At 32.1% G+C, this 26604-nt stretch carries 23 protein-coding genes; 19 read left to right on the top strand and 4 right to left on the bottom strand.

Annotated elements, in window-relative coordinates; genetic code table 11:
* Positions 1-45: 45 nt before the first annotated feature.
* The 4 genes from secA to AC1EU5_RS13105 form a co-directional block, all read right to left on the bottom strand.
* Positions 46-3384 carry a preprotein translocase subunit SecA gene (secA, locus tag AC1EU5_RS13120; RefSeq protein WP_480192856.1) on the bottom strand — a complete coding sequence of 1113 codons (3339 nt, stop codon included), beginning with the start codon at positions 3382-3384 and terminating at the stop codon, positions 46-48.
* Between the two features lie 149 nt (positions 3385-3533).
* A complete protein-coding gene (locus AC1EU5_RS13115; protein ID WP_480192855.1) occupies positions 3534-3755 on the bottom strand; it encodes a DUF2795 domain-containing protein in 222 nt (73 codons plus the stop codon).
* Positions 3756-3872: 117 nt separating this feature from the next.
* On the bottom strand, positions 3873-4445 hold the full coding sequence (locus AC1EU5_RS13110) for a cob(I)yrinic acid a,c-diamide adenosyltransferase (RefSeq protein ID WP_480192854.1): 573 nt from the start codon (positions 4443-4445) through the stop codon (positions 3873-3875).
* A gap of 42 nt (positions 4446-4487) precedes the next feature.
* Positions 4488-5264: an O-methyltransferase gene (locus AC1EU5_RS13105; RefSeq protein ID WP_480192853.1), complete on the bottom strand. Its 777-nt coding sequence runs from the start codon at positions 5262-5264 to the stop codon at positions 4488-4490.
* Positions 5265-5354: 90 nt separating this feature from the next.
* On the opposite strand from AC1EU5_RS13105, the gene AC1EU5_RS13100 reads away from it, so the two are divergent.
* From AC1EU5_RS13100 to AC1EU5_RS13010, 19 genes are all read left to right on the top strand, one after another.
* Positions 5355-6134, top strand: coding sequence for a polysaccharide biosynthesis/export family protein (locus tag AC1EU5_RS13100; RefSeq protein ID WP_480192852.1), 780 nt, complete (start codon positions 5355-5357; stop codon positions 6132-6134).
* Between the two features lies 1 nt (position 6135).
* Positions 6136-8583, top strand: coding sequence for a GumC family protein (locus AC1EU5_RS13095; protein ID WP_480192851.1), 2448 nt, complete (start codon positions 6136-6138; stop codon positions 8581-8583).
* Between the two features lie 10 nt (positions 8584-8593).
* Entirely contained in the window at positions 8594-9895 is a 1302-nt protein-coding gene (locus AC1EU5_RS13090; RefSeq protein WP_480192850.1) for a nucleotide sugar dehydrogenase, read from the top strand.
* A 21-nt stretch (positions 9896-9916) separates the two neighbouring features.
* The gene (locus AC1EU5_RS13085) at positions 9917-11236 is read left to right on the top strand and encodes a UDP-glucose dehydrogenase family protein (protein WP_480192849.1); all 1320 of its coding nucleotides are present in this window, start codon (positions 9917-9919) and stop codon (positions 11234-11236) included.
* Positions 11237-11238: 2 nt separating this feature from the next.
* Positions 11239-12282: an NAD-dependent epimerase gene (locus AC1EU5_RS13080; RefSeq protein WP_480192848.1), complete on the top strand. Its 1044-nt coding sequence runs from the start codon at positions 11239-11241 to the stop codon at positions 12280-12282.
* An 8-nt stretch (positions 12283-12290) separates the two neighbouring features.
* On the top strand, positions 12291-13082 hold the full coding sequence (gene cysQ / locus AC1EU5_RS13075) for a 3'(2'),5'-bisphosphate nucleotidase CysQ (RefSeq protein WP_480192847.1): 792 nt from the start codon (positions 12291-12293) through the stop codon (positions 13080-13082).
* Between the two features lie 8 nt (positions 13083-13090).
* The gene (locus tag AC1EU5_RS13070; RefSeq protein WP_480192846.1) at positions 13091-13549 is read left to right on the top strand and encodes a DUF2061 domain-containing protein; all 459 of its coding nucleotides are present in this window, start codon (positions 13091-13093) and stop codon (positions 13547-13549) included.
* On the top strand, positions 13546-14142 hold the full coding sequence (cysC, locus tag AC1EU5_RS13065; protein ID WP_480192845.1) for an adenylyl-sulfate kinase: 597 nt from the start codon (positions 13546-13548) through the stop codon (positions 14140-14142). The genes AC1EU5_RS13070 and cysC overlap by 4 nt, the downstream gene beginning before the upstream one ends.
* Complete coding sequence (gene cysD, locus AC1EU5_RS13060; RefSeq protein WP_480192844.1) at positions 14135-15040, top strand: sulfate adenylyltransferase subunit CysD; 906 nt, start codon at positions 14135-14137, stop codon at positions 15038-15040. The genes cysC and cysD overlap by 8 nt, the downstream gene beginning before the upstream one ends.
* 10 nt (positions 15041-15050) lie before the next feature.
* A complete protein-coding gene (locus AC1EU5_RS13055) occupies positions 15051-16310 on the top strand; it encodes a sulfate adenylyltransferase subunit 1 (protein WP_480192843.1) in 1260 nt (419 codons plus the stop codon).
* 17 nt (positions 16311-16327) lie between these two features.
* The gene (gene gmd / locus AC1EU5_RS13050) at positions 16328-17446 is read left to right on the top strand and encodes a GDP-mannose 4,6-dehydratase (RefSeq protein WP_480192842.1); all 1119 of its coding nucleotides are present in this window, start codon (positions 16328-16330) and stop codon (positions 17444-17446) included.
* Positions 17439-18521, top strand: coding sequence for a GDP-L-fucose synthase family protein (locus AC1EU5_RS13045; RefSeq protein WP_480192841.1), 1083 nt, complete (start codon positions 17439-17441; stop codon positions 18519-18521). Before gmd ends, AC1EU5_RS13045 begins: the two co-directional genes overlap by 8 nt.
* 34 nt (positions 18522-18555) lie before the next feature.
* Positions 18556-19626: a non-hydrolyzing UDP-N-acetylglucosamine 2-epimerase gene (wecB, locus tag AC1EU5_RS13040; protein WP_480192840.1), complete on the top strand. Its 1071-nt coding sequence runs from the start codon at positions 18556-18558 to the stop codon at positions 19624-19626.
* A 115-nt stretch (positions 19627-19741) separates the two neighbouring features.
* Entirely contained in the window at positions 19742-21190 is a 1449-nt protein-coding gene (locus AC1EU5_RS13035; protein ID WP_480192839.1) for a lipopolysaccharide biosynthesis protein, read from the top strand.
* A 72-nt stretch (positions 21191-21262) separates the two neighbouring features.
* Positions 21263-21874 (top strand): class I SAM-dependent methyltransferase, encoded by a 612-nt coding sequence (locus tag AC1EU5_RS13030; protein ID WP_480192838.1) that lies wholly within the window; start codon positions 21263-21265, stop codon positions 21872-21874.
* A gap of 234 nt (positions 21875-22108) precedes the next feature.
* Positions 22109-22990: a sulfotransferase family protein gene (locus tag AC1EU5_RS13025; RefSeq protein ID WP_480192837.1), complete on the top strand. Its 882-nt coding sequence runs from the start codon at positions 22109-22111 to the stop codon at positions 22988-22990.
* Entirely contained in the window at positions 22987-24153 is a 1167-nt protein-coding gene (locus tag AC1EU5_RS13020) for a glycosyltransferase (RefSeq protein ID WP_480192836.1), read from the top strand. The genes AC1EU5_RS13025 and AC1EU5_RS13020 overlap by 4 nt, the downstream gene beginning before the upstream one ends.
* 154 nt (positions 24154-24307) lie before the next feature.
* Complete coding sequence (locus tag AC1EU5_RS13015; protein ID WP_480192835.1) at positions 24308-25552, top strand: glycosyltransferase family protein; 1245 nt, start codon at positions 24308-24310, stop codon at positions 25550-25552.
* A complete protein-coding gene (locus AC1EU5_RS13010; RefSeq protein ID WP_480192834.1) occupies positions 25549-26568 on the top strand; it encodes a glycosyltransferase family 2 protein in 1020 nt (339 codons plus the stop codon). Before AC1EU5_RS13015 ends, AC1EU5_RS13010 begins: the two co-directional genes overlap by 4 nt.
* Positions 26569-26604 lie beyond the last annotated feature (36 nt).

The following is a 26604-nucleotide window of genomic DNA, read 5'->3' as shown; positions in this document are numbered from 1 at the left end:
CCAGCTTTTGAGCTGGATTTTTCTTTTTCTATATGTTGTGATTTATTATTCAACCAAAACCCATTCCCCTTTATCAATTAAAGGGATGGCTTGTTTGTATTTCACTTCTTTACTTTCACCACTCATAACATTTTTAATGGTAACACGCTCATTTCTTCCAATTTTTCGTTCTGTACGAACAATAGTTTCGGTTACATGTTGCTCTTGTGTTTGATTGGTAATAGTATCCTGTGTTTGACTTCTGAAATCTGCTTTAGTAGCTTGCACTTTTTCTCTTTGTTGTTCTCTTGCTTGTGATACCTGATTTGCATTTTGATTAGGTAATTCACCTTTGAACAAGAATGATAGTACCTCTTTATTTACCTTATCAAGCATTTTCTTGAATAACTCAAAAGCTTCAAACTTATAGATCAATAACGGATCTTTTTGTTCATAGGTGGCATTTTGAACAGACTGTTTTAGTTCATCCATTTGACGAAGATGATCTTTCCATGTTTCATCAATGATTGCAAGCGTAATGTTCTTTTCAAAATCGGTTACCAATTGTTTCCCTTGGGTTTCATAAGCATCTTTTAAATTGGTAACTACATTTAGTGTTTTTACACCATCCGTAAAAGGAACTGCAATGCGTTCATATTGCGCTCCTTGTTTTTCATATACATCTTTGATCACAGGAAAAACAGCATCAGCATTACGTGCTATTTTTGCCTGATAGTGCTTATAAACAACATCAAATAATTCATCAATTAATTCTTGTTCCGTCTTACTTTCAAATTCTTCTTTGGTAAAAGGAGAGGAAGTAGAAGAGAAGCGAATTAATTCAAACTCAAAATTTGAATAATCATTAGATGCTTTATTTTCTAAAACAATGCTTTCACAAGTGTCAAATACCATGTTTACAATATCTACTTGCAAACGTTCACCATAGAGTGCATGACGACGACGTTTATAAACTACTTCTCGCTGAGAGTTCATAATATCATCATATTCAAGTAATCGCTTACGAATACCAAAATTATTTTCTTCTACTTTCTTTTGAGCCCGTTCTATAGACTTTGAGATCATAGAATGCTGAATTACCTCACCTTCTTTTAATCCCATTCTGTCCATCATCTTAGCTACACGCTCGGATCCAAATAAGCGCATTAGATTATCCTCAAGAGAGACGTAGAACTGTGAAGAACCAACATCCCCTTGACGTCCAGCACGACCTCGTAACTGCCTATCCACACGACGAGAATCATGACGTTCCGTACCTATAATAGCAAGGCCACCAGCATTTAGCACCTGATCAGATAATTTAATATCGGTACCTCGACCAGCCATATTCGTTGCAATGGTAACAACACCTGGCTTTCCTGCTTCAGCTACAATATCAGCTTCCTTTTTATGAAGTTTTGCATTTAGAACATTGTGTTTTATCTTTCTGATGGTTAACATCCTAGAAAGCAATTCAGAAATTTCAACAGAAGTAGTACCCACCAACACTGGTCGATTTGAATTTACCAATTCTACAATTTCATCAATAACAGCATTGTACTTTTCACGTTTGGTCTTGTAGATTAAATCTTCTCTGTCATCTCTAGCTAAAGGTCTATTTGTTGGAATTTCAACAACATCTAGTTTATAGATTTCCCAAAACTCACCAGCCTCAGTAACAGCAGTACCTGTCATTCCAGAGAGCTTCTTGTACATTCTGAAGTAGTTCTGCAAAGTAACAGTTGCATAGGTTTGTGTAGCTGCCTCAATCTTAACGTTTTCCTTTGCTTCAATGGCTTGGTGCAGACCATCAGAGTAACGACGTCCATCCATAATACGACCTGTTTGCTCATCAACAATTTTGATCTTATCATCCATCAAAACATACTCTACATCTTTCTCAAAAAGTGTGTAAGCCTTCAATAACTGGTTCAACGTATGAATACGTTCGCTTTTAATACTGAAATCACGGTATAGCTCCTCTTTTGCCTTTGCTCTATCGTCTGCTTCAGTTTTTTCTGAATCTATCTTTGCAATTTCAATTCCTATATCAGGTAGTACAAAGAAATTATCTTCTTTGTTGCCACTTCCAGATAAATACTCTATACCCTTATCTGTTAATTCAATTGAGTTATTCTTTTCATCAATAACAAAATACAATGCTTCATCAATTTTTGGCATTTCTCTATTGTTATCTTGCATAAAGAAATTCTCTGTCTTTTGCAGGAGTTGTCGTATACCTTCTTGGCTTAAGAATTTAATTAGAGCTTTATTTTTTGGTAACCCACGATACACACGCAGCAAATGAAAACCACCATCTTTGGTGTCTCCTTCGGCAATCATTTTTTTGGCATCAGCTAAAACACCAGTTAAAAAAGCACGTTGTTTCTTAACAATATCATCCACCTTAGGTTTTAGCTCATTGAATTCATGGCGATCACCTTGTGGGGTTGCTCCAGAAATAATTAATGGTGTTCTGGCATCATCAATTAATACCGAATCTACCTCATCAACAATCGCATAATTATGAGGGCGTTGTACCAGGTCTTTTGGTGAATGTGACATGTTATCACGCAGATAGTCAAAACCAAATTCATTATTTGTTCCGTATGTGATGTCTGCGTTGTAAGCCTGCCTTCTAGATTCAGAATTTGGCTGATGCATATCTATACAATCAATGCTAAGTCCATGAAATTCAAAAATAGGACCCATCCAGGCGGCATCACGTTTTGCCAGATAGTCATTTACTGTTACCACATGTACACCTCGTCCTGTTAAGGCATTCAAATAGATAGGTAGAGTAGCTACAAGTGTTTTACCTTCACCGGTCATCATCTCTGCAATTTTACCTTGATGCAATACAGAACCACCTATAAGCTGTACATCATAATGAACCATATCCCAGGTGATAGCTTTTCCTGCAGCATCCCAAGAATTTTTCCAAATAGCTTTATCGCCGTCAAGAGTTACATAGTCTTTGGTACCTGATAATTCTCTGTCAAATTGATTAGCATTTACTTCAATGGATTCATTTTGAACGAAACGCCTGGCCGTTTCCTTTACTACAGCAAAAGCTTCGGAAGAAATTTCGCTTAAAACCTTTTCTGAGGCTTCATAAGCCTCATCACTTAAGCGGTCAATTTCTCTATAGATTTCTTCTTTTCTATCAACATTGGCTGTTTCAGTTTCTTTTTTTAATTCAGCAATGGTGTCATCAAAAGTTTTGGTAGCTTCTTTTATTTTTTCTTTGAAAAGAAAGGTCTTTTCGCGAAGCTGGTTGATGGAAAGTGGTTGTATTTCAGCTTCAAAAGATCTGACACCATCAACAATTGGTTGTAGTAGTTTTAAATCCTTTTTCTTCTTATCACCAACAAATGCCTTTAATACAGAATTTATAAAACTCATAGTTTGATTTTAAATTATAGCGCAAGCCAACTAAGGAAAATTTGGGCTTACAAATATAGCCTTTTTAGCTACTTAATATTTATATTTTATTTGCCAGAACTTCGAGTTCAGTGCATAAAAAAAGTCTCACAAAGGAGACTTTTAGATCGTTAATATTCATCTTCATTCCAGAGGAAATCCTCGTCAGTGGGATAATCTGGCCATATCTCTTGAATTATTTCATAAGTCTCACCCTCATCTTCAATTGCTTGCAGATTTTCAACTACTTCAAGAGGCGCACCGGTTCTTATTGCATAATCAATCAATTCATCTTTGGTTGCCGGCCAAGGCGCATCACTTAAATAAGATGCTAGTTCTAATGTCCAATACATAGCGTTATTACCTTTTTTAATTTTTTGCAAATGTAATTTTTTTGAGCAAAAAAGCAAGTTTTTTCTACTCTAATTTTCAAATACGTAAAAGAACGTGTTTTTAATTGTTTGTTAAAGCTATTTTTTCTTTGGAATCCAAGGAATTTCTTTAACCTGATTATCGACGGTCAACTTTCGTGCCAAGACAAAAAGGTAGTCGGAAAGGCGGTTAAGATATGACAGAATATATTTATCAATGGGTTCGTGCTCATTCAGCTGAACTACTAACCGCTCTGTTCTGCGGCATACACAACGCGCTATATGACAGAATGACACGGTTTGATGACCGCCAGGTAAAATAAAATGAGTCATCTGTGGTAATGATTTGTCCATGTAATCAATTTCTAGTTCTAAAAAAGAAATATCTTCTTGACTTATTTTGTTAATATTTAATCGTTCTTGACCACTTTTTAATTTTTCTTTTTCAGGAGGAGTGGCGAGCATAGCACCAATGGTGAACAATTCATTTTGAATTTTTAATAGCGCGTCAGAAGTTCTTAAATCTACTTTTTGATCTTTAATAAGTCCTAAATAAGAGTTAAGTTCATCAGTTGTGCCATAGGCTTCAATTCGTAAATGATATTTAGGAACGCGAGTTCCTCCATATAATGCAGTAGTACCTTTATCTCCTGTTTTAGTGTAGATTTTCATATGTTAAAAGTAGAAAGTTAAAAATAGAAATTCAACATTAATTTAAACTCTTATTATATAATGTTGTTTTGGTTGTTCTTTTCTAAAAAAAACAAGTCCCCATTTAAAAGTATCTATTGATACTGTAACTTTTGGATGCTGATAGATATACTCCCATGCTTCTTTCATTCCTTTGCTCCAATAAATATCATCAAAAATAAAAATTGTGTCATTATGAATATGATGTAAACATTGTTCGAAATAGTCGATCGTTGGTTTCTTTTGATGATTGCCATCAAAATATATAAGATCATAGACATTATTTTCTACTACTTTTTTTAAGGTATCACTAAACCTTCCGGTAATTACTTCTATGTTAGAAATATTAAATTTTTTAAAATTATCTTGAGCTAATGATGCTGTATTTTTGCATCCTTCAAGAGTGGAGATGCTTATCTCCGCTCTAGCTAAACTCATACTTGCAGTTGCTAATCCTACTGAGGTGCCCAGTTCTAAAACAAATTCAACGTTAAAATAGTTAATGATCCTACCTAACAAATATGCTCTTTTTCTATTGATTCCTGCATTTTTTGCTATTTGAGAAACCCTTCTAGTGTAGGCTTGTAATTTTTTCGAACCAGCTCCAAAGTCCTCAACTTTAATTTTTGCATCATTTTTTAATAAAGCTGTTTGTAGTAAATTGAATTTTGAATACCAATCTTTATTGTCTTTATCGTAAAAACATTTGGTGATTAATTCATAGACAAATGGAGAATGTATCCCGTGTTCATTTGAGGATTTAATAAAGAATTTCAAATATGATTTAACTTGAAAAAGCATGGTTTGTATGTAGTGCCGAAAATAGCTAGAAATATTCTTTTAATAAACAATTAAAAATTATATTTGCCGTTGGAATAAAAATGACCTTAGATGCGTAGGCTATTAGTACTGATCTTTATTGTAACAATTACTTCTTGTGTTCCAAAAAAGGACTTGATTTATTTTCAAGGGGAGCCTTCTTCAAGAAAGTCGGTTCATAAATTGATGAATGAACCATACAAGTTACAGGTAAATGACATTTTAGACGTACGTATTAAGGCTGCAGATCAAAAACTTGTTGCGCTTTTTAGTCAAAATCAGGAGAGTAATGTTCAAATGCAAGTAACACCTGAAAATATTTATTTTAACTCCTACACAATTGATAGGCACGGAAATATAAGATTACCATACTTGGGTGAAGTAAATGTATTAGGTTATACTGAGCGCGAAGTTAGAGAAAAGATTGAGCAAAAGTTAACAGTATTCTTTAAGAACCCTGAAGATCTTTTTATAACCGTTAAATTGGCGGGAATTCGTTTTACCGTTTTAGGTGAGGTCACTAATCCTAGAAGTATTGTGTTGTTTCAGAATCAAGTAAATATTGTTGAAGCTATTGCAAATGCAGGCGATATTACGTTAACTGGTAATAGAAAAAGAGTTTCGGTAATAAGAAAAAATGTTGATGGAACAAAGAAGTTTGTATTAGATTTAACAAGTGTAAATACCTTTGATTCTGATGCCTATTTTATTCAATCTAATGATATCGTATATGTTGAACCATTAAGTCAGAAATCTTGGGGAACAGGTACTACGGGTCTTCAAACCTTAACTACAATTGTATCGATTGTTTCATTAGTTTCTACTGCTATATTAATTTCCAGAAATTTATAGAGTGAAGGAGAAATCGAATAATTTTGATATAAATCTAGAGGATATTAAGTCTTTTGATGTTAAAGACTATGTTTTGAAGGTTATTTCACATTGGAAACTATTTGCAATAACAGTTTTTATTGGTTTACTTATCGCTTATTACTATAACATGCGTAGGCCCCGTATTTATAGTTTACATAGTATTATTACTGTAAAAGAAGAGCAAAACCCATTGTTTACGTCTAGTACTAATATTGCATTTAACTGGGGAGGCCCAAGTGATCAAGTAGAAACAATCATTACAATATTAAATTCTCGTACGCATAATGAAAAGGTAGTTAAGTCATTGAAATACTATATTAACTACTTGCAGGAGGGTCGTTTCAGGCTTTTAGATGTTTATGGCCAAACTCCATTTAAGATAGAACTTGATACTACTGAATACCAAATTCAAAATTTGCTTTTAAAGCTTAAATTTTTAGATAATGGTAAATTAAAACTGAGTACTGAATTTGAAGAGGGCTTAGAATATAGTTTAAGCAATTATGCCAATTTTAATTCTAAAATATATGTTCCGAACAAGGCTGACTGGGAGCAAGAATTTTCAATTTTTGAGACTTTAGAGACTCCTTTTTGTAATTTTAAATTAAGCTTTAATGATCCGCTAACTGATTTTTCTGGAAAAGAGTATCTTATAAGCTTTTCGGGATTTAACAGCACTGTTGCCGCATATCAAGGTATTAATGCTCAAACGATGGTTAATCGTACTTCTTTAGTTCGTTTAGAAATGAAAGGATTAAATAAAAAACGAATTGAGGATTTTATTAATACAACTGTTGCGGTATTAGACCGAGATCAACAAGATCAAAAGATTCAATATGCTATTCGAACAAAAAAATATATTGATACAGTGTTTTCCGATGCATCTACAAACCTTCAAAATATTGAACAGGATTTAGGAAATTATAAGCGTGATAATAATATTTATGATTTAAGTGTAGAGGGTAATGCATTATTCAGCAAAGCTCAAGAACTTGATAAAGAGGAACAAGAGATTCAGAGCAGGTTATCTTATTATAGTAATTTAGAGAATTACATTCAATCAGCTAATACTATCAATGATGACGTTCCAGTTCCTCTAAATGTTTCAATGGAGGACGCTAACATTTCTAATAATATTGTTGAGCTAGTGGAACTTTCAAAACAGAAGAAGAATTTAGAGAATACTGTTAAATCAGATTACCCACCTTTAAAAATACTTAATGATAAGATTGATATTACAAAAAAAGTTGTTATCGAAAATTTATCTAATTTAAAAAACGAAACAAAGAGTAATCTTAATAATATTAAGCGTCAGTTAAGTTCTTATAATGCGAGATTGCAAACCCTTCCAAAAAAAGAACAAGGTCTTGTAAAATTGCAACGTAACTACGGTCTTACTTCTGCTAATTATGAATATTTAAAGCAAAAACAATATGAAGCTGGTACTGCAATTGCCGCGAATGTATCAGATATTAAGGTATTAGATAAAGCAAAAGATGTTGGACAAGGCCCAATAAGTCCTAATACACGATTTAATTATCTAGTGGCTTTAATGGTAAGTTTTGGAATTCCTTTTTTGTTTATCCTGCTGAAGGAAGCATTTAATAATAAAATAGTGAGTGTTGAAGAAATTGAAAAAAGGTATGACATTCCGGTATTAGGTGTTGTGGGTACTAGTAAGTTAAACAGCTATTTAGCTGTTTTTGAGAATCCGAAATCAACTATGGCTGAATCTTTTAGGGCTTTAAGATCAAATATTCAATTTTTATTTAAAGATGTTAAAGGCTCTAAAACTATAGTTATAACTTCATCAGTAAGTGGGGAGGGTAAGACATTGTGTTCAATCAATATGGCCTCTGTTTTTGCTTTAAGTGAAAAAAGAACAGTTTTATTAGGATTAGATTTAAGAAAACCAAAATTACATACTGATTTTGATATTGCCAATGATATAGGAGTTGTAAACTACTTAATAGGTCAAAAAGATATAGAAGAGGTAATTCAACAAACAAAAATTAATAATTTAGATATTATAACTTCTGGTCCAATTCCACCTAACCCTTCAGAATTGATACTAGGGGAGCGAACTACAAATCTTATTAATTACCTCAAAAAGAATTACGATTATATAATAATAGATACACCTCCAGTAGGTTTAGTAGCTGATGCAATAGAATTGTTTAAATATGCTGGCGCTATAATGTACATAATAAGGCAGAATTATACGCAGAGAGGTATGCCTAGAATGATCAATGAAAAGTATAAAAATGAGGAAGTAAAGAATATAAGTTTTGTTTTTAATGATTTTACGGTAAGAGATGGCTATGGTTATGGCTATGGTTACGGTTATGGAGGGTACGCTTATGGAAAATATGGAAATGGCTACCATCAAAATGAAAAAATAAAATGGTACAAAAAGCTTTTTAAATAAATTATTTATTATGAAAAAACCAAAAATTGCTATTATCGGATTAGGATACGTAGGTTTGCCATTAGCAGTAGAATTTGCTAAGCAATATGAAGTCGTTGGCTTTGATATAAATAAGAGACGTATAAATGAGTTGAAGTCTGCAAAAGATATTACTTTAGAAACTTCATCTGAAGAATTGGAGGCTGTAAATGTAAACTCATTAGATGAATTGAAGGCAGATGCCAAAGGGCTTTGGTTAACATATGACTTGAAAGAAATTGAGGCTTCTAATTTTTTTATTATCACCGTCCCTACTCCTGTAGACAAAAATAATAGACCAGATCTTACACCTTTATATAAAGCAAGTGAAACTGTAGGAGGTGTTCTAAAGGAAAATGATATTGTTGTTTATGAGTCTACCGTATTCCCTGGAGCTACAGAAGAAGAATGTGTGCCAATTCTTGAAGATACTTCAGGTTTAAAGTTTAATAAAGATTTCTTTGTAGGGTATTCACCTGAGAGGATCAATCCCGGAGATAAAAAACATACTGTAACCAAAATTTTAAAGGTGACTTCAGGTTCAACACCTCAGGTAGCAGCTTTAATTGATGAAGTTTATAATTCGGTTATTACAGCTGGTACTCACTTGGCGCCATCCATTAAAGTTGCTGAAGCAGCTAAAGTAATAGAGAATTCACAACGTGATATTAACATAGCATTTGTTAATGAATTGTCTAAAATATTTAGATTGATGGATATTGATACGCATGAAGTACTAGAAGCGGCAGGTACTAAATGGAATTTTTTACCTTTTAAGCCAGGTTTGGTTGGAGGGCATTGTATTGGCGTAGATCCTTATTACTTAGCACAAAAGGCTATGCTTTTAGGATACAATCCAGAAATTATTCTAGCTGGTAGAAGATTAAATGACAGTATGGGGCCATTTGTTGCTCAAGAAACAGTAAAGATGATGATTAAGAAAGGAATATCAGTTAAAGATTCAAACATACTTGTTTTGGGTATTACCTTTAAAGAGGATTGTCCAGATATTCGTAATTCAAGAGCCATTGATATTGTACGTGAGTTGGAAACTTATAACATTAATGTAGATGTATTTGATCCCTGGGCATCTGCTTCTGAAGTTATGCACGAATATAATATTGAACTAATTTCATCACAATCAGAGATAAATAAAAAATACAGTGCAGCTATAATTGCTGTTTCACATAAAGAGTTTGAAAATATAGATTTAGACGGTTCTTTATTAGATCAACATATCATTTTTGATGTGAAAGCTACATTACCAAAAGAGAGATCTCATAGCAGATTATAAATAATAGATATTATTTAGATAATGAATATCACAGTAATTGGAACAGGGTATGTTGGTTTAGTTACCGGAACTTGCCTGGCGGATATGGGTAATACAGTTACCTGTGTAGACATAGATCAGGATAAAGTTCAGCGAATGAAAAAAGGAAAGGTTCCTATTTATGAACCTAATCTGGAAGAATTATTTTTAAAGAATATTAAAGGTGAGCGTCTTTATTTTACTGATGATTTAAAGAGCGCTGTAAAAGATTCAACCATTATTTTTCTAGCACTTCCTACACCTCAAGGAGAAGATGGTTCTGCAGATTTGTCTTATGTGAAGAAAGTAGCGAAAGATTTAGGTAGTATTATTGAAGATTATAAAGTAATAATCAATAAAAGTACTGTACCTGTTGGCACAAGTGATATAGTTAAAGAAGTAATATCAAGCCTTACAAATACTGAGTTTGATGTGGTTTCTAATCCTGAATTTTTAAGAGAGGGCTATGCTGTTAAAGATTTCATGGAACCTCAACGCATTATTGTAGGTACAAAAAGTAAAAAAGCAAGACATATTCTTGAAAAGCTATATAAGCCGTTCATTACAGTTAAAAGGCCTATTATTTTTATGGATGAACGTTCTTCTGAACTTACTAAGTATGCAGCAAATACTTTTTTAGCTACTAAGATTACTTTTATGAATGAAATGGCTAATCTTTGTGAACAGATAGGAGCTGATGTAGATTTGGTACGAATTGGAATGGGATCTGATAATAGAATAGGAAACCGTTTTTTATATCCGGGGATAGGGTATGGAGGGTCTTGTTTTCCTAAAGATGTAAATGCTTTGGTTAAATCTAGTGATGAAGCTGATTATGATTTTCAGTTATTAAAATCTGTTTTGAAAGTTAATGGAAAACAGAAAAAATCACTAATTCCTAAACTAGAAAAATATTTTAATAATGATTTAAAAGGTAAGAAAGTGGCCATTTGGGGTTTGGCTTTCAAACCAAATACAGATGATATTAGAGAGGCTCCAGCAATAGATGTAATAAATGAATTATTGCTTAAAGATGTTTTAATTTCTGGTTATGATCCTGAAGCTATGGAAAATATAAGCAGAATATACGAAGGTAAAATTCAATTAGGTAAGAACGCCTATGAAATATTAGAAGGAGCAGATTGTTTGTTAATTTGTACAGAATGGAGTGAATTTGTTTCTCCTGATTTTGATAGAATGAAATCATTGATGAATGCACCAGTCATTTTTGATGGTAGAAATATATTTGATCTAGAGGTTATGAAAGAAAAAGATTTCCATTATGAATCTGTGGGAAGAAAAATTATTAAAGGAAAACTTTAAAAATGAAAAAAGTATTAGTTACCGGTGCTGCAGGATTTATAGGATTTCATCTTTCAAGATTGTTGATTGAAAATAATTTTGAAGTAATTGGTATTGATAATATTAACGATTACTATGACCCTAACTTAAAACTGATAAGACTAAAAGAGCTTGATGTAGAAGTTGGTAATATTGAATACAATAATGCTATTCAAGGAAAGATTAGGTTTGTGAAACTTGATCTTCAGGATAGAGATAATATTTTAAAACTTTTTGAAACTGAAAAATTCGATTATGTAATTAATTTGGCCGCACAAGCCGGTGTAAGATATTCTTTAGAGAATCCTCAAGCATATATAGACAGTAATATTACGGGATTTCTAAGTATTTTAGAAGCTTGTAGACATTTTCCGGTAGAACATTTAATTTATGCTTCCTCAAGTTCTGTTTATGGATTGAGTGAGCAAATACCTTTTTCGGTAGATAATCACACAGATCATCCAATAGCAATGTATGCAGCTAGCAAAAAGGCAAATGAAATGATGGCTCATTCATATGCCCATTTGTTTGGTATTCCTTCAACTGGTTTACGTTTTTTTACAGTTTACGGCCCCTGGGGAAGGCCTGATATGGCGCTACATATTTTTACCAAAGCAATCGTTGAAGATCAAGAATTTCAGGTTTTTAATTTTGGAGATATGAGTAGAGACTTTACTTATGTTGGAGATATTGTTGAAAGTATTCGAAGGCTTATACCTCTTGCTCCTGAGCCTTATAACCCTAATTTTAATGCTCAAGACCCTAATCCATCTATAAGCTCGGCACCCTATAGAATCTTTAATATTGGAAATAACAGCCCAGTTGCATTAATGGATTTTGTACATGCAATAGAAAATACATTAGGTAAAAAAGGAAAGATTAAATATCAACCAATTCAAGCTGGCGATGTGCCAAAAACTTATGCAGATGTACAAAGTTTGTTTGACCACATAGATTTTAAACCGTCAACTAAAATTGAAGACGGAGTAAAAGCTTTTGTTGATAAATATCTTGAACTAAATGCATAATAATCATTATGAATGAGCTCTTAAAAATTGCTATTAGAGCAGCTATCAAAGCTGGAGAAGAAATAATGAGGATTTATCAAGAAGATGATTTTCATATTAAATTAAAAAAAGACACCTCTCCTTTGACAATTGCTGATGAAGAATCTAATAAAATTATCAACAACCATCTCTTAAATACTAAGATTCCAATAATTAGTGAAGAGAATGCTCAAGTTAGTTTTGATAAAAGAAAACATTGGGACACATGCTGGATAGTTGATCCTTTAGATGGTACTAAAGAATTTATTAAGCGTAATGGAGAGTTCACGGTTAATATTGCATATGTTGAACATGGAGAACCAATTCTAGGTGTGGTATATATTCCTGTAGAGCGGAAATTATACTACGCAGATGTAAGAGATAGGAAAGCATATTCTTTATTTGTGAATTCAGATTTTACAGAGGAGCATTTTAATCATAGAATTGAGATTTCTCCATCAATACTAAATACTAATAAAGTTAGAGTTGTAGGAAGCAGATCACATATGAATGATGATACAAGGGCATATATTCAGCGTATTGAGAATGAGGGTAAAGAGGTTGAGATAATATCTAAAGGAAGTTCCTTGAAATTTTGTTTGATAGCAGAAGGTGAGGCAGATGTGTATCCTAGATTCGCCCCAACTATGGAATGGGACACCGCTGCTGCTCATGCTATATGTAGTGCAGTAGGTATCTCAGTTATCTCGCAAGAAACAAATAAAGCCCTGAAGTACAACAAAGAAAATTTATTGAATCCTTGGTTCTTAGTTTCTAAATAAATTATTTAATGGTGCCTTATAAGAAGGAATCTCATATCCGTAGTCTTTTAAAAGGCATTTCCTGGCGTATCATAGCTACGGTTGATACAGTTCTAGTTGTTCTTTTTGTAACATGTATTACTGGTAATTGTAGCTTAGAAAACGCAATTAAGATTGGCTTCTTTGAGTTTTTAATAAAATTCGTGCTATATTACTTTCATGAAAGGATTTGGCAGTCTGCCTTAAAAAATGGTGTTATAACACCACGTGTGACCTTATATAAAACTATTTCTTGGCGCACAGTGGCGACTGCAATGACATTTATCATTTCAGGTGCTATATTAAATGCTTTTGATGAGGTTGCTTTATATATTGCTCTTACGGAATTATTTACGAAATTTGCCCTTTATTATTTTCATGAAAGGTTATGGTTAAAATTACCATTAGGAAGAGTTAGAAGATTTTTCTTCTCTAAAAAAATAAAATGAAAGAGAATATCATACAACATACATATAAGGTTTCTAAAGAGCATAGAAACAAAAAGAATACACATGCGTCTTTTTTGATTTGGTTTACTGGATTATCTGGGTCAGGAAAATCAACTATTGCTAACCTTGTTGAAGCAAAACTTTTCGAGCAAGGTATCAATACCTATTCACTTGATGGTGATAATATACGTAATGGAATGAATAGTGATCTTACTTTTTCTGCGGAGGACAGAACTGAAAATATTAGAAGGATTGCTGAAGTGGCGAATTTGCTAGTTGATGCGGGTTTAGTTGTTTTGGCCGCTTTCATTTCTCCTTATAGAAAAGACAGGGAAAATATTAAGAATATTGTAGGTGTTGAAAATTATATTGAGGTTTTTGTTAATACCTCACTTGAAGAATGCGAGAGAAGAGATGTGAAAGGCTTGTATAAAAAAGCCCGTAAAGGAGAGATTAAAAATTTTACTGGTGTAAATGCTCCTTATGAGGCACCTTTAAATCCAGATATTGAAATAATTACTGAGAATTTAACTATTGAAGAATCTGCTGAAAAAGTTATGAATATATTACATGAAAAATTAGGCTATGAGTAAGTACTTTTTAAACTATTTAGATGAATTAGAATCTGAGGCGGTATTTATAATGAGAGAGGTTTTTGCACAATTTAGAAATCCAGTTATTTTATTCTCTGGTGGAAAAGATTCAATTGTGTTGACCCATTTAGCAAAAAAGGCTTTCTACCCTGGAAGAATACCATTTTCCCTTATGCATATTGACACCGGTCATAATTTTCCTGAAACTATAGAGTTTAGAGATAATTTAGTTGAGAGCCTTGAAGTAAATTTACTTGTAGGTTCAGTTCAGGAAGCCATTGATGATGGTCGTGTGATTGAAGAGAAAGGAAAAAATGCTACTAGAAACAGTTTGCAGATAACTACGTTACTTGATGCTATAGAAAATAATCAAATAGATTGTGCTATAGGTGGAGGTCGTAGAGATGAAGAAAAGGCGCGTGCAAAAGAGCGTTTTTTTTCTCATAGGGATGATTTTGGACAATGGACGCCAAAAAATCAGCGTCCGGAATTGTGGAACTTATTTAATGGCAGAATGAATCAAGGAGAACACTTTAGGGTTTTTCCTATTAGTAACTGGACTGAGATGGATGTTTGGAATTATATTCAAAGAGAACAGATACAAATACCTTCTCTATACTTTGCTCATGAGAGGGAAGTTGTTTGGAGAAATAATAGCTGGATTCCTGTATCTGAGTACCTTCCAAAAATTGAAGGAGAACAAATTCATAAAAAGAAAATTAGATTTAGAACTTTAGGCGATATAACAATTACGGGAGGCATTGAAAGTGGTGCAGATACTTTAGAAAAAATAGTTGAAGAAGTATCAGCAATGCGCGAAACAGAGAGAGGTAACAGAGCGGATGATAAAAGATCGGAAACTGCCATGGAGGATAGGAAAAAACAAGGATATTTTTAAGAAAATAACGATGAGCAATATAGATAACAATCAATTACTTCGCTTTACCACTGCAGGAAGTGTTGATGATGGTAAGAGTACTTTGATAGGTAGATTATTATATGATTCAAAATCAATTTTCGAAGATCAAATTACTGCTGTAGAACAAACAAGTAAAAGAAAAGGTCAAGATAAAGTTGATCTTGCATTATTTACTGATGGGTTAAGAGATGAACGCGAACAAGGTATAACAATTGATGTAGCATATAGGTATTTTACAACACCCAAACGAAAATTTATTATTGCTGATACGCCTGGTCACATTCAATATACGCGCAACATGGTAACGGGCGCTTCTACTGCGAATGTAGCCTTAATTTTAATAGATGCCAGAAAAGGAGTCATTGAACAAACGAAGAGACATTCTTATATAGCATCTTTATTGCAAATTTCGCATGTAATCGTGTGTGTAAATAAAATGGATTTGGTTGATTATAAAGAAGAAGTATTTGATGATATTGTTTCACAATATGAAGGCATTTCCTCTAAGATGATGATTAAAGATGTGCGGTATATTCCTATAAGTGCTTTAGAAGGAGATAACGTTGTTCATAGATCTCAAAATATGCCTTGGTACCAAAACGCACCGTTATTGCATACACTAGAAACTATGCACATTAGTAGTGATAATAATATGGTAGATGCGCGATTTGCCGTGCAAACTGTTTTAAGGCCTCAAAATGAAAAATATAGAGATTACAGGGGGTATGCTGGTAGAATTTCTAGTGGTATTTTTAGAGTTAGTGATGAAGTAAAAATTTTACCTTCGGGTTTAGTATCAAAAATTCATTCTATTAATTATTTGGAGAAGCAAGTTCAAGAAGTTTTTTCAGGAATGTCTGCGGCAATTACCTTAGAAGATGATATTGATATAAGTAGGGGTGATATGATTGTAAAATCTAATAATCAACCCAAAATTGGTCAAGATATTTCTGCTATGATTTGTTGGCTGAATGACCAAGCAGCTAGACCAAAAGCCAAATATATTTTAAAGCATACTTCAAATGAACAGAAGGCTATTATCAAAGAAGTAATTTATAAGGTAAATATTGATACATTCAAAAGAATAGAAGATGATAAAAACTTGAACATGAATGATATTTGTAAGGTAAACCTTAGAGTTACTGCTCCTCTTATGTTTGATGACTATGATGTGAATAGAGAAACTGGTAGTTTCGTTTTAATTGATGAAGCCACAAATGAAACGGTGGCTGCTGGTATGATTGTATAATTTAATAACATTTTACATTGAACAAAAAAGTAGCTTTAATTACCGGTGTAACCGGACAAGATGGTGCATATCTGAGCGAATTCTTATTAAAAAAAGGATATATAGTGCATGGTATTAAACGGAGGTCATCACTATTTAATACAGATAGAGTTGATCATCTATATCAAGATCCACATATAGAAAATCAAAATTTCATACTCCATTATGGAGATATGACAGATAGTACAAATCTTATTAGGATTATTCAGGAAGTGCAACCAGATGAGATCTATAATCTTGCTGCAATGAGCCATGTTCATGTATCATTTGATATGCCTGAATATACTGCTAATGCAGATGGTACCGGTACCTTACGTCTTTTAGAGGCAATCCGTATTTTAGGTATGGAGAAAAAAGTTAGAATTTATCAAGCTTCAACATCAGAGTTATATGGTAAAGTTCAGGAAGTACCTCAAACTGAAGAAACACCATTTTATCCAAGAAGCCCATATGCTGTCGCAAAGCTATATGCATATTGGATAACTGTTAATTACAGAGAAGCATATGGAATGTATGCCTGTAATGGTATTTTATTTAATCATGAATCACCAATTAGAGGAGAAACGTTTGTAACAAGAAAAATTACAAGAGCAGTTTCTAAAATTGCACTGGGCTTGCAAGACAAATTTTATCTTGGAAATTTAGATGCTAAAAGAGATTGGGGGCATGCAAAAGATTATGTTAGAATGATGTGGATGCTATTACAACATGAGACCCCTGAAGACTGGGTCATAGCAACTGGTAAAACAACTACTGTTAGAGATTTTGTAAAAATGGCTTTTAAAGAAGCTGGAGTAGAATTAGAGTTTAAAGGCCAAGGAGAAAATGAGAAAGCTTATATAAAATCATGTTCAAATCCTGAATATCAAATTGAATTAGGTAAAGAGGTTTTGGCAATAGATCCTAGATATTACAGACCTACTGAAGTTGAGTTACTTATAGGAGATGCTTCTAAAGCCAAAAATAAATTAGGCTGGGAGCCTGAATATCAATTAGAAGACCTTGTAAAAGATATGATGCAAAGTGATTTAAGTCTTATGAAAAAAGATCAATTTCTTCGCAATGGTGGGTATGATATTCTAAATTATTATGAATAAAGAAGCAAAAATTTATATTGCAGGGCATAGAGGATTGGTTGGTTCTGCCATTCTAAATAACTTAAAATCTAAAGGTTATAATAATATAATTACCAGAACTAGTAAAGAGTTGAACCTCATAAATCAAAATGAGGTAGAATCATTCTTTGAAAAAGAAAAACCTGAATATGTTTTTTTAGCAGCCGCTAAGGTTGGAGGTATTGTTGCCAATAATACCTATAGAGCAGATTTTATTTATGAAAACTTGATGATACAAAATAATGTAATTCATCAGTCCTATGTTTACGGAGTAAAGAAACTGTTGTTTTTAGGAAGTACCTGTATCTATCCTAAAAACTGCCCTCAACCAATGAAAGAAGAGTATTTATTGACTGATACTTTAGAGTATACCAATGAGCCTTATGCTATTGCTAAAATAGCAGGTATAAAAATGTGTGAAAGTTATAATATTCAATATGGCACTAATTTTATAGCGGTTCAACCTACCAATTTATATGGCCCTAATGATAATTTTGATTTAGAAAAGTCTCATGTTTTACCAGCATTGTTACGTAAAATTTATTTAGGAAAAGCGTTAGAAGAAGGTAACTGGGATATTATTAGAAAAGATTTAAATAAGTTACCTATTGAAACTATTTCCGGAAAAGACTCAGAAGAAATGATCTTAAATATTCTAAAGAAATATGGGATAAAAATGGAAGATAATAAGAACGTAGAAGTAGAAATATGGGGTACCGGAAAGCCTATGAGAGAATTCCTGTGGAGTGAAGATATGGCAGACGCGTGCGTACATCTCATGAGTAATATTAATTTTTCAGATTTGAATAATAATGATAAAGAAATAAGAAATACCCATATAAATATTGGCACGGGTGAAGAAGTATCAATAGAAGATCTAAGTAGTAAGATAAAAAGGTTTATTGGTTTTAAGGGAGAATTATTCTTTAATGATCAAAAACCAGATGGAACCATGCGAAAACTTACTGATGTCAATCGACTAAATAGTTTAGGTTGGAAGTATAAAACCTCACTTAATGAAGGCTTAGATAAATACTATAATTACTATACATCATAATTCTTTTGAGACAATTTATTATTCATAATAAAAAATGAAAATAGTAACTATCTTAGGTGCGCGTCCTCAGTTTATTAAAGCAGCTTGTCTTAGCCATCAAATTTCAAAACATGAAAATATTAATGAAGTTATAGTACACACTGGTCAACATTTCGATAAAAATATGAGTGAGATATTTTTTAATGAAATGGGTATACCAAAACCAAACTATAATCTTAATATAAATAGCCTTACTCATGGTGCCATGACTGGCAGAATGCTTGAAGAAATAGAAAAAATATTAATTGATGAAATGCCTGATTGGGTTTTGGTTTATGGAGATACTAATTCTACAATAGCTGGGGCATTAGCAGCAAAAAAGATGCATATTAAAGTTGCACATATTGAAGCAGGATTGCGTTCTTTTGATATGCAAATGCCTGAAGAAATTAATAGAATACTTACGGATCAAATTAGTGATATACTGTTCTGCCCAACAGAAACGGCTATTCAAAATCTTGCCAAAGAGGGTTTTTTGGATAAGGAGGTTGAAATTGTGAACTCTGGTGATATTATGTATGAGAGTGCATTATTTTATAAAGATAAGATGAAAAAAGTAGCAGATATTGGCGCCGATTTTATATTGGTTACACTGCATAGACAAGAAAACACAAATGACAAATATAAGTTAACCAAAGTAATAGAATCTCTTAATCAATTGGCTGAAATGGGTGAAAATATAGTTCTACCACTTCATCCTAGAACCAAAAGATTTATAGAGAAATATGATTTAAAAATTAATTTTAAGACTATTGATCCGGTAGGCTATCTTCAAATGATTTATCTTTTAGATCATTGTAAGGTGGTAGTTACTGACAGTGGTGGGTTACAAAAAGAAGCTTATTTTTTTAATAAATTTTGTATTACATTAAGAGACACTACAGAATGGGTTGAACTTGTAGATAATAATGTAAATGTACTATTGCCAATTGATAAAAATTTAACAAAAAATATCCATAACAATATGAATCATATTGTTGATAATACCACTTATTTATATGGAAAAGGCAATAGTTCTGAAGTTATTATCGAAAATTTAATAGGGCACTCAAAACAAATTGCTTAAAAGTTTTTAAAGCTTGAAAAAAATTTTCAATGTATGATTCCTAGCGCTTATATTTATGCTCTAGCGAACCATTTTGAAAGAGATACTTTTTTTATAAGTAAAAGGCGTAATAATAATGAAACAAAAGGAGCATAAATTAAAAACTGTATCTGCTTTAAAATGGAATACACTTAACCAGTTTATTACCCAGTTAATTACTCTGGGTATAGGTATTTTATTGATGCGTTTAATAGAACCTGAGGAGTTTGGTCTATTAGGTATGGTTGCCGTTTTTACGGGTTTTATGAATGTGTTAGCAAATTTTGGACTGGCTACTTCATTAATTCAAAAGAAAGAAATAGATGAGTTAGACAAAAGCACGGTGTTTTATGCTAATCTGTTGTTAGGTGTTTTTTTGTCAGCCATTTTGTTTTTTAGTAGTGATTATATTGCTGCATTTTATGATTCGCCTAAATTAGTAAGAATTGCAAGATTCATGGCTATACTTTTCACCACTCAAGCTTTTGGTATGATACCGTCAACTGTTTTAAGAAGAAGGTTAAACTTTAGACTGATATTCTTCATCAATTTAATAGCTGCATTGATTGGGGGAGGGCTGGCAATTTATCTGGCATTAAATAATTATAGAGTATGGACCTTAGTTTATCAGCAATTAACCACTTCAATCGTAACTACAATTTTACTATTAGTTATTGTTCGCTGGCATCCTAAATTTCTATTTTCATTAAGCCGTTTAAAAGTACATTTAAAATTCAGTATTCCACTATTTGGAACAAATACCCTGAATTATTGGAGCCGTAACACGGACAACTTATTAATTGGTAAATTTTTAGGTCCTGGAGCCCTGGGTTTATACTCAAAAGCATATGCTTTGATGATGCTACCATTAACTAAGATAAGTGGTGTAATTTCATCGGTTATGTTATCTTCTTTTTCATTGATTCAAGATGATAAAGAGCGTATTAAAACAATTTATTTAAAAATAAATAGAATTATAGCTTTTATTACCTTCCCCATGATGGGAATTCTATTTGTGGCTGCAGAACCATTGGTTAGTTTTTTTTTAGGAAATAGATGGGTTGATATGACATTTTTACTAAAAGCTTTTGCTTTTGTTGGGGCGGTACAATCAGTTCTCGCATTAAACGGAAATATTTTTATTTCACAGGGCAAAACAAAAACCCTTTTTTATTTAAGATTGTTTACAAGTGTAATCATAATTGTTGCCATTATAATAGGTGTTCAATATGGAATCAACGCAGTAGCAATTGCATATTTAATAGCATTTATTATTAATTTTATACCAGTTCAATATAATGTATCCAAAATAATTGAATTAAGGATAGTAGATTTTTTAAATAATATCAAAGTCCATTTTATTTCAGCTATCGTTTTGGTGTTTTTGGGTTTATTTTTATTAAAATATATTTATAATTACCCGGATTATGTTCAAATAATTTTTATAACCACCTTATTTATGTTAGGTTGGGTTTTATTATTTAAAATGTTTAATGAAAAAGTGTTAAAAGAAATACAAATTATGTTAAAGGAAATAATAAATTGATTTTTCAGACAAATGATAAAAAATATATTACATGAAATAACTCCTCCTATACTTTGGCGTGCTATATTGAAATTGCGAGGAAACCAAAAGTCAAGCACTAGCAAGTTTGAGTATGGGGTCGAACAACCTAGAGAGTTCTATGATCATACCTATCATAAATCAAAACATTGGAAAAACCACTACACAGAATCACATTATTACCCTTTATGGACCGTTGTAGCCGATCGTATCCGTAGTGTGAATCCAAAGAGAATTCTTGATATTGGGTGTGGCCCAGGGCAATTTGCTTGTTTTGTTCGTGATATTGGAATACAAGATTATATAGGCCTTGATTTTAGTGCAGCGCGTATTAAAAAAGCGCGGGAGGTTTGTCCAGAATACAAGTTTGTGGTTGCAAACGTGTTCGAAGATCAGTTAATTACTACGGAAGAATATGATGTTGTTTTGATAATGGAGTTTCTTGAACATGTTGAACGAGATATTGAAGTTCTGGAAAAAATTCGCCCAGGTACAATAATATTGGGAACCGTGCCTAGTTACCCAAGTGCTGGCCACGTTCGCTACTTTGATAGTGTCAAAGATGTTGAGTTACGGTATAATCCAGTTATTAAAGATATGAAAGTAACTCCCATACTTGCTAGAATTGATGGAACTACTAACTATCTTATTCAAGGAATAAGGTGAGCATTTATAGTATATACCATTTGCTGCATGTGATGTAATTTGTATTACGCGTCTAGAAGCTCGGATTTGGTTTATTGCCCAACAATTAGTTTTTTTAATTTGATTGTGGATGACTTTGATTCAAAGTGTAAATACAGTATTGAGATTAATGAGTGAAAAAAAATTAGATGCGATAGATCAGATCGAATAAAATGAAATCCATAAAAATGCTCAAATAAAGATCAAGAAACAAATATGAACTTCAAAAATCAAAGTAAACCTAATTTATTTATTATTGGGGCTCAGAAGGGTGGAACAACCACTTTATGGAATATGCTAAGCGCGCACCCCGATGTTTTTATGTCTGTTCCTAAAGAACCGAGTTTGTTTTCTTTTAGTGATTACAAAAATAGATTAAATGATTATGAAGACATTTTTGCAAGGGTAAAAAATGAAAGAATAATTGGAGAAGCTTCTGTAATTTACTCTCAAACTACTGTTATACCTAATATTCCTGAAAGAATTCATAAGTATAACCCAAATGCAAAGATCATTTATATTGTTAGAGAACCTATTGAAAGATTAAAGTCAGTGTGGAGACAAACATTACATACCGGCCACTGGTATAGACATGTTTATAAAATCTACAGTGATGTAGAAGTTCCTCTAATGCCTAAGAATTTTTTAGAAGCTGTATATGAATACCCTGCTTTTTTAGAAGCAACAAAGTATTGGACACATATTAATAATTATAGATCTTTTTTTGATGATAAAAATATTTTGCTTCTGTTTTTTGAAGATTTGAAAGCAGACCCAGAATCAGTTTTTAAAAGTATTTGCTCTTTTTTAGATATTAAGTATTTAACAGGGGATCATTTTTTTGAAGTTAAAAATTCAAGCAAAGGAAAGAAAGTAGAAAGGAGTTGGGTGGTTAAATTAAGAAAATTTAAGCTCTTAAAGTATTTATTTAACAAAATCAATGAAATGCTTAGATTAAATATATCCTTACAAAAAGAAATTAATTATGAAATAGATTTTCCATTAGAAGAAAGAAAGAAAATATATGAAATGCTTGATGAAGAAATAACTAAGATATTACATTATGGTAATAAAGAATCAGATTATTGGGAGGTATGAATTCTATAAAGGTTCTTAATATTTCTCGTTTTTTACCTATAAAGGGTTTTCCAACGGTCAATGATATCACATTAAAAATTTATGCCAATCTTAGAGACCAGTATGGCATTGAAAGCATTTTTATTATGCCTTTGTCGCATATACCTTATTGGGCTACTTTTATAAAATCTTCATTAAAAAAAAGACAAAAGATTATTCAAGATAAAAATTATATAGATAAGCAATATCAGTTACCAATCTATTTTTTTGAAGGTTATTTTGCCCTACTATCAAAAAAAGGTGGTTTTGGACAGTTTTATGATTTAAAGTACCAGTTTGCATTTTATAAAAATGGATTATACAAATATGTTAAAGGTTTTAAACCAGCTTTAATACATGCACATACTCTAGAAGATGCTTTTTATGCCTATAAAATTAATCAGAGGTTCGGTATACCGTATGTGGTAACATTAAGGGGTTTTTATCATGATTTATATAAGAATGAATTTTTAAAAAAAGTATTATTAAATGCAAAGACCGTAACAACACCCAGCGCCGAGCTTCAAAAGAATCTTAATGAACTGTATTCAACAGAGTTAATTCCTCATGGTTTAGATGACGAGTGGTATATAGATGTTCCTAAAATTTTTGATCAAAAAAATATTGGCTTAATTACCGTAGCAAGTTTGATTGAAATGAAGCAAATACAAACAGTAATAAAAAGTGTGGCAAAGTTGATTGAAGAAGGGGTGAAAATTAACTATTCTATTGTTGGTGATGGACCCTATAGAGAAAATCTTGAAAAATTAGTGGAACAACTTAATTTGCAAGATGCTGTTACATTTTATGGTTTTCTTGAACATGAAGAAATAAGAAGATTATACAAAAAAAACATAATATTTATAATGCTTAGTTATCCCGAAACTTTTGGTAGGGTTTACTTTGAAGCGGCGTCCCAAGGACTTTTAATAATTGGGCGGAAACAAACTGGAATGGACGGATACTTTACAGAGGATGAAGCCTTTGTTATAAATAATACCGAAGAGGAGGTAATTGAAGTTTTAAAGCAAATTGATAAATCTCTTTTTGATAAGATGACCAAAAGGTCAAGGTTAAAAATGGAATCTTTTAGAAATAGTGATGTGATAAAAAGTTATTTTAAAATTTTAAATGCAAGCTGTTGAATTGATGAGATGCTTGCATGCTCCTTTGATGGCTAACAGAGAAAGAAATAGAGTCATATTGGTACAAGAGAATAGAGACCTCTATTTATGTATTGAAATAACCTCTATAAACCAATAAAGGTTTATTAAAACTAGAATCAAAGATAAGTACGTTATGCCAAAAATATTAATTATTTGCGATGTATATCCTCCAAGTTTTGCGCCTAGGATGGGGTATCTTGTAAAAAACATGAAAAATTTGGGTTGGACCGCAGATATTGTGTCACGTGGTCAGGATGGCGATCGTAGTTTTAAATCATTAGTCGGATCTGAACGGGTAATGCGTGTACGAGGTTTAAAGATTCCCTTGAAAAGCACAAAGGACAAAATATTGAGGTTACTTACACAAAAAAAAGCTCACGAAAGAAATGCAAAATTAATTTCAGATAGAATAATTAATGAACTTAATGCTAAAGATTATGATTTAATTCTTTGTTCAACGTCACACCGCACATTTTTATTGGATGCAGCATTTCAGGTGGCTCAAGCATGGGATTTAATGTGGATCGCAGATTTAAGAGATCTCAATGAACAAAAACATAAAATCGTAAATAGGGAAAAAGGAATTATTAAAAGTATCATTAATAAAATTGAACATAATTACCATATTTTCTCTATTAATAGAAGAAATTATAGATTTAAATGTGCAAATGCTTTGATTAGCATCTCTCCATGGCATGTTGAGCAATTAAAAAAATACAATAAGAATGTACATTTAATTTATAATGGATTTTGCCCAGAGTATTATTATCCTAAACCTGGTAAACCTCAAGAGATCTTTAAAGTTACATATACTGGTATGGTTTTTAGTTCAGAATATAGTGATCCCACACTTTTTTTTATCGCCGTTAAAAAATTGGCTCAAGACGGTTTCATAAGTAAAAGTAATTTTCGTATCCAGTTCTTTACTCCTAAAAATAGAAGGCGCCCTATTTTAGAAAACACGGCTTATAAGGAGATCAGTGATTTTGTTGATTTTATGGATTATATAGATACATCAGCGGTTCCACAGGTATTAGCGGATTCATCAATACTTCTATTATTTACGAATTTGTTCAAGGAGGATGGTCCCAAAGGTATTATGCCAACAAAATATTTTGAATATTTAGCTATGGAACGACCTATACTATGTGTTAGAAGTGATGAAAATATATTAGAGGATTCCATCAAAAAAGCCAAAGCCGGTATTGCGGCTCGAACAGTAGAAGAAACCTATGATTTTTTATTGGAGAAATTAAATGAATGGAAAGAAAAAGGACAGACCACAATTAATGTAAATCGAGAGTATACACAACAATTTTCTCGAAAATTACAAGCTAAACAATTTGTTGACCTATTTGATCAAATACTTAATGAATGAAAAAGTTAAGTTTTATTCTTCCTGTTTATAACGTAGAACCTTATGTTGAAAAATGTATTAGAAGTATTAGGGACAAAGAATTGGCATTCGATGATTACGAAATTATCGTTATTAATGATGGATCACCGGATAATTCTGCTGATATAGTTAAGAATTTACAAAAGGAAATTCCGAATATTATATTAATTGAGCAGGAAAATAAAGGGGTTTCAGCAGCACGTAATAAAGGTATTGAAAATGCTGTTGGAGAATATTTAGTATTTACTGACCCGGATGATTTTGTAAATGCTAATTTATTAAAAAGACTTTATGATCGTGCAAAGAAAGATAATTTAGACATTTTGCAAAGTGGAAGATCATTTATAAGATCTGACGGCGAGGTTTTTCATATGGTTGGGTATGAAACAATAAAGGATAAAATATATGATGGGCCTCAGGCTTTTTATGAAAAAGACAAGAGTTTTCAATTTTTTGACTCATCAGTTGGTTATTTATATAAAAGAAAATTAATTATTGAGAACAATATTAGGTACCCCGTAGGTGTTGTTCATTTAGAAGATGGAGTTTTTATTCGAATGCTGTTTACATTGGCTAATCGGGTAGGTTTTGAAAATTGTGATTTTTATCAGGTCTTTGAAAGACCGGGTTCTGCATCAAGATCGAACATAGGTACATCTTTTGAAGCTGTTAAAGGAGATATTATTTCCATTAAGAAATTGTTATCATTTATAGAAACTAATCGACTTAGTTCCTTACAGAAAGAGTTTATCAATACGAGTATTTTAAAATACGTTTTATTACCCTTAATGCGTGCCATGAATGCGAAGAACATACGAGCACTACTAGCATATCATAATCTCTTGATCAATGAGGATATTTTACCGGTGAGTATCCGTCATGTTTCTCCGAACGAATATTTAAAATATGCTAAGGCTTTAAATAAGTCGGTTTGGCTTTTTGCGATTCGTTATGCTTTTGATATGATTAAGAAGAGATTTAAATCCAAAATTCCATAGCTTTGCTCGCTAAATTTTATATTTATTAAAACTAAA

It is taken from the genome of Maritimimonas sp. 2405UD52-3 (assembly GCF_056591715.1).
This window is presented reverse-complemented; position numbering and strand designations above follow the sequence as displayed.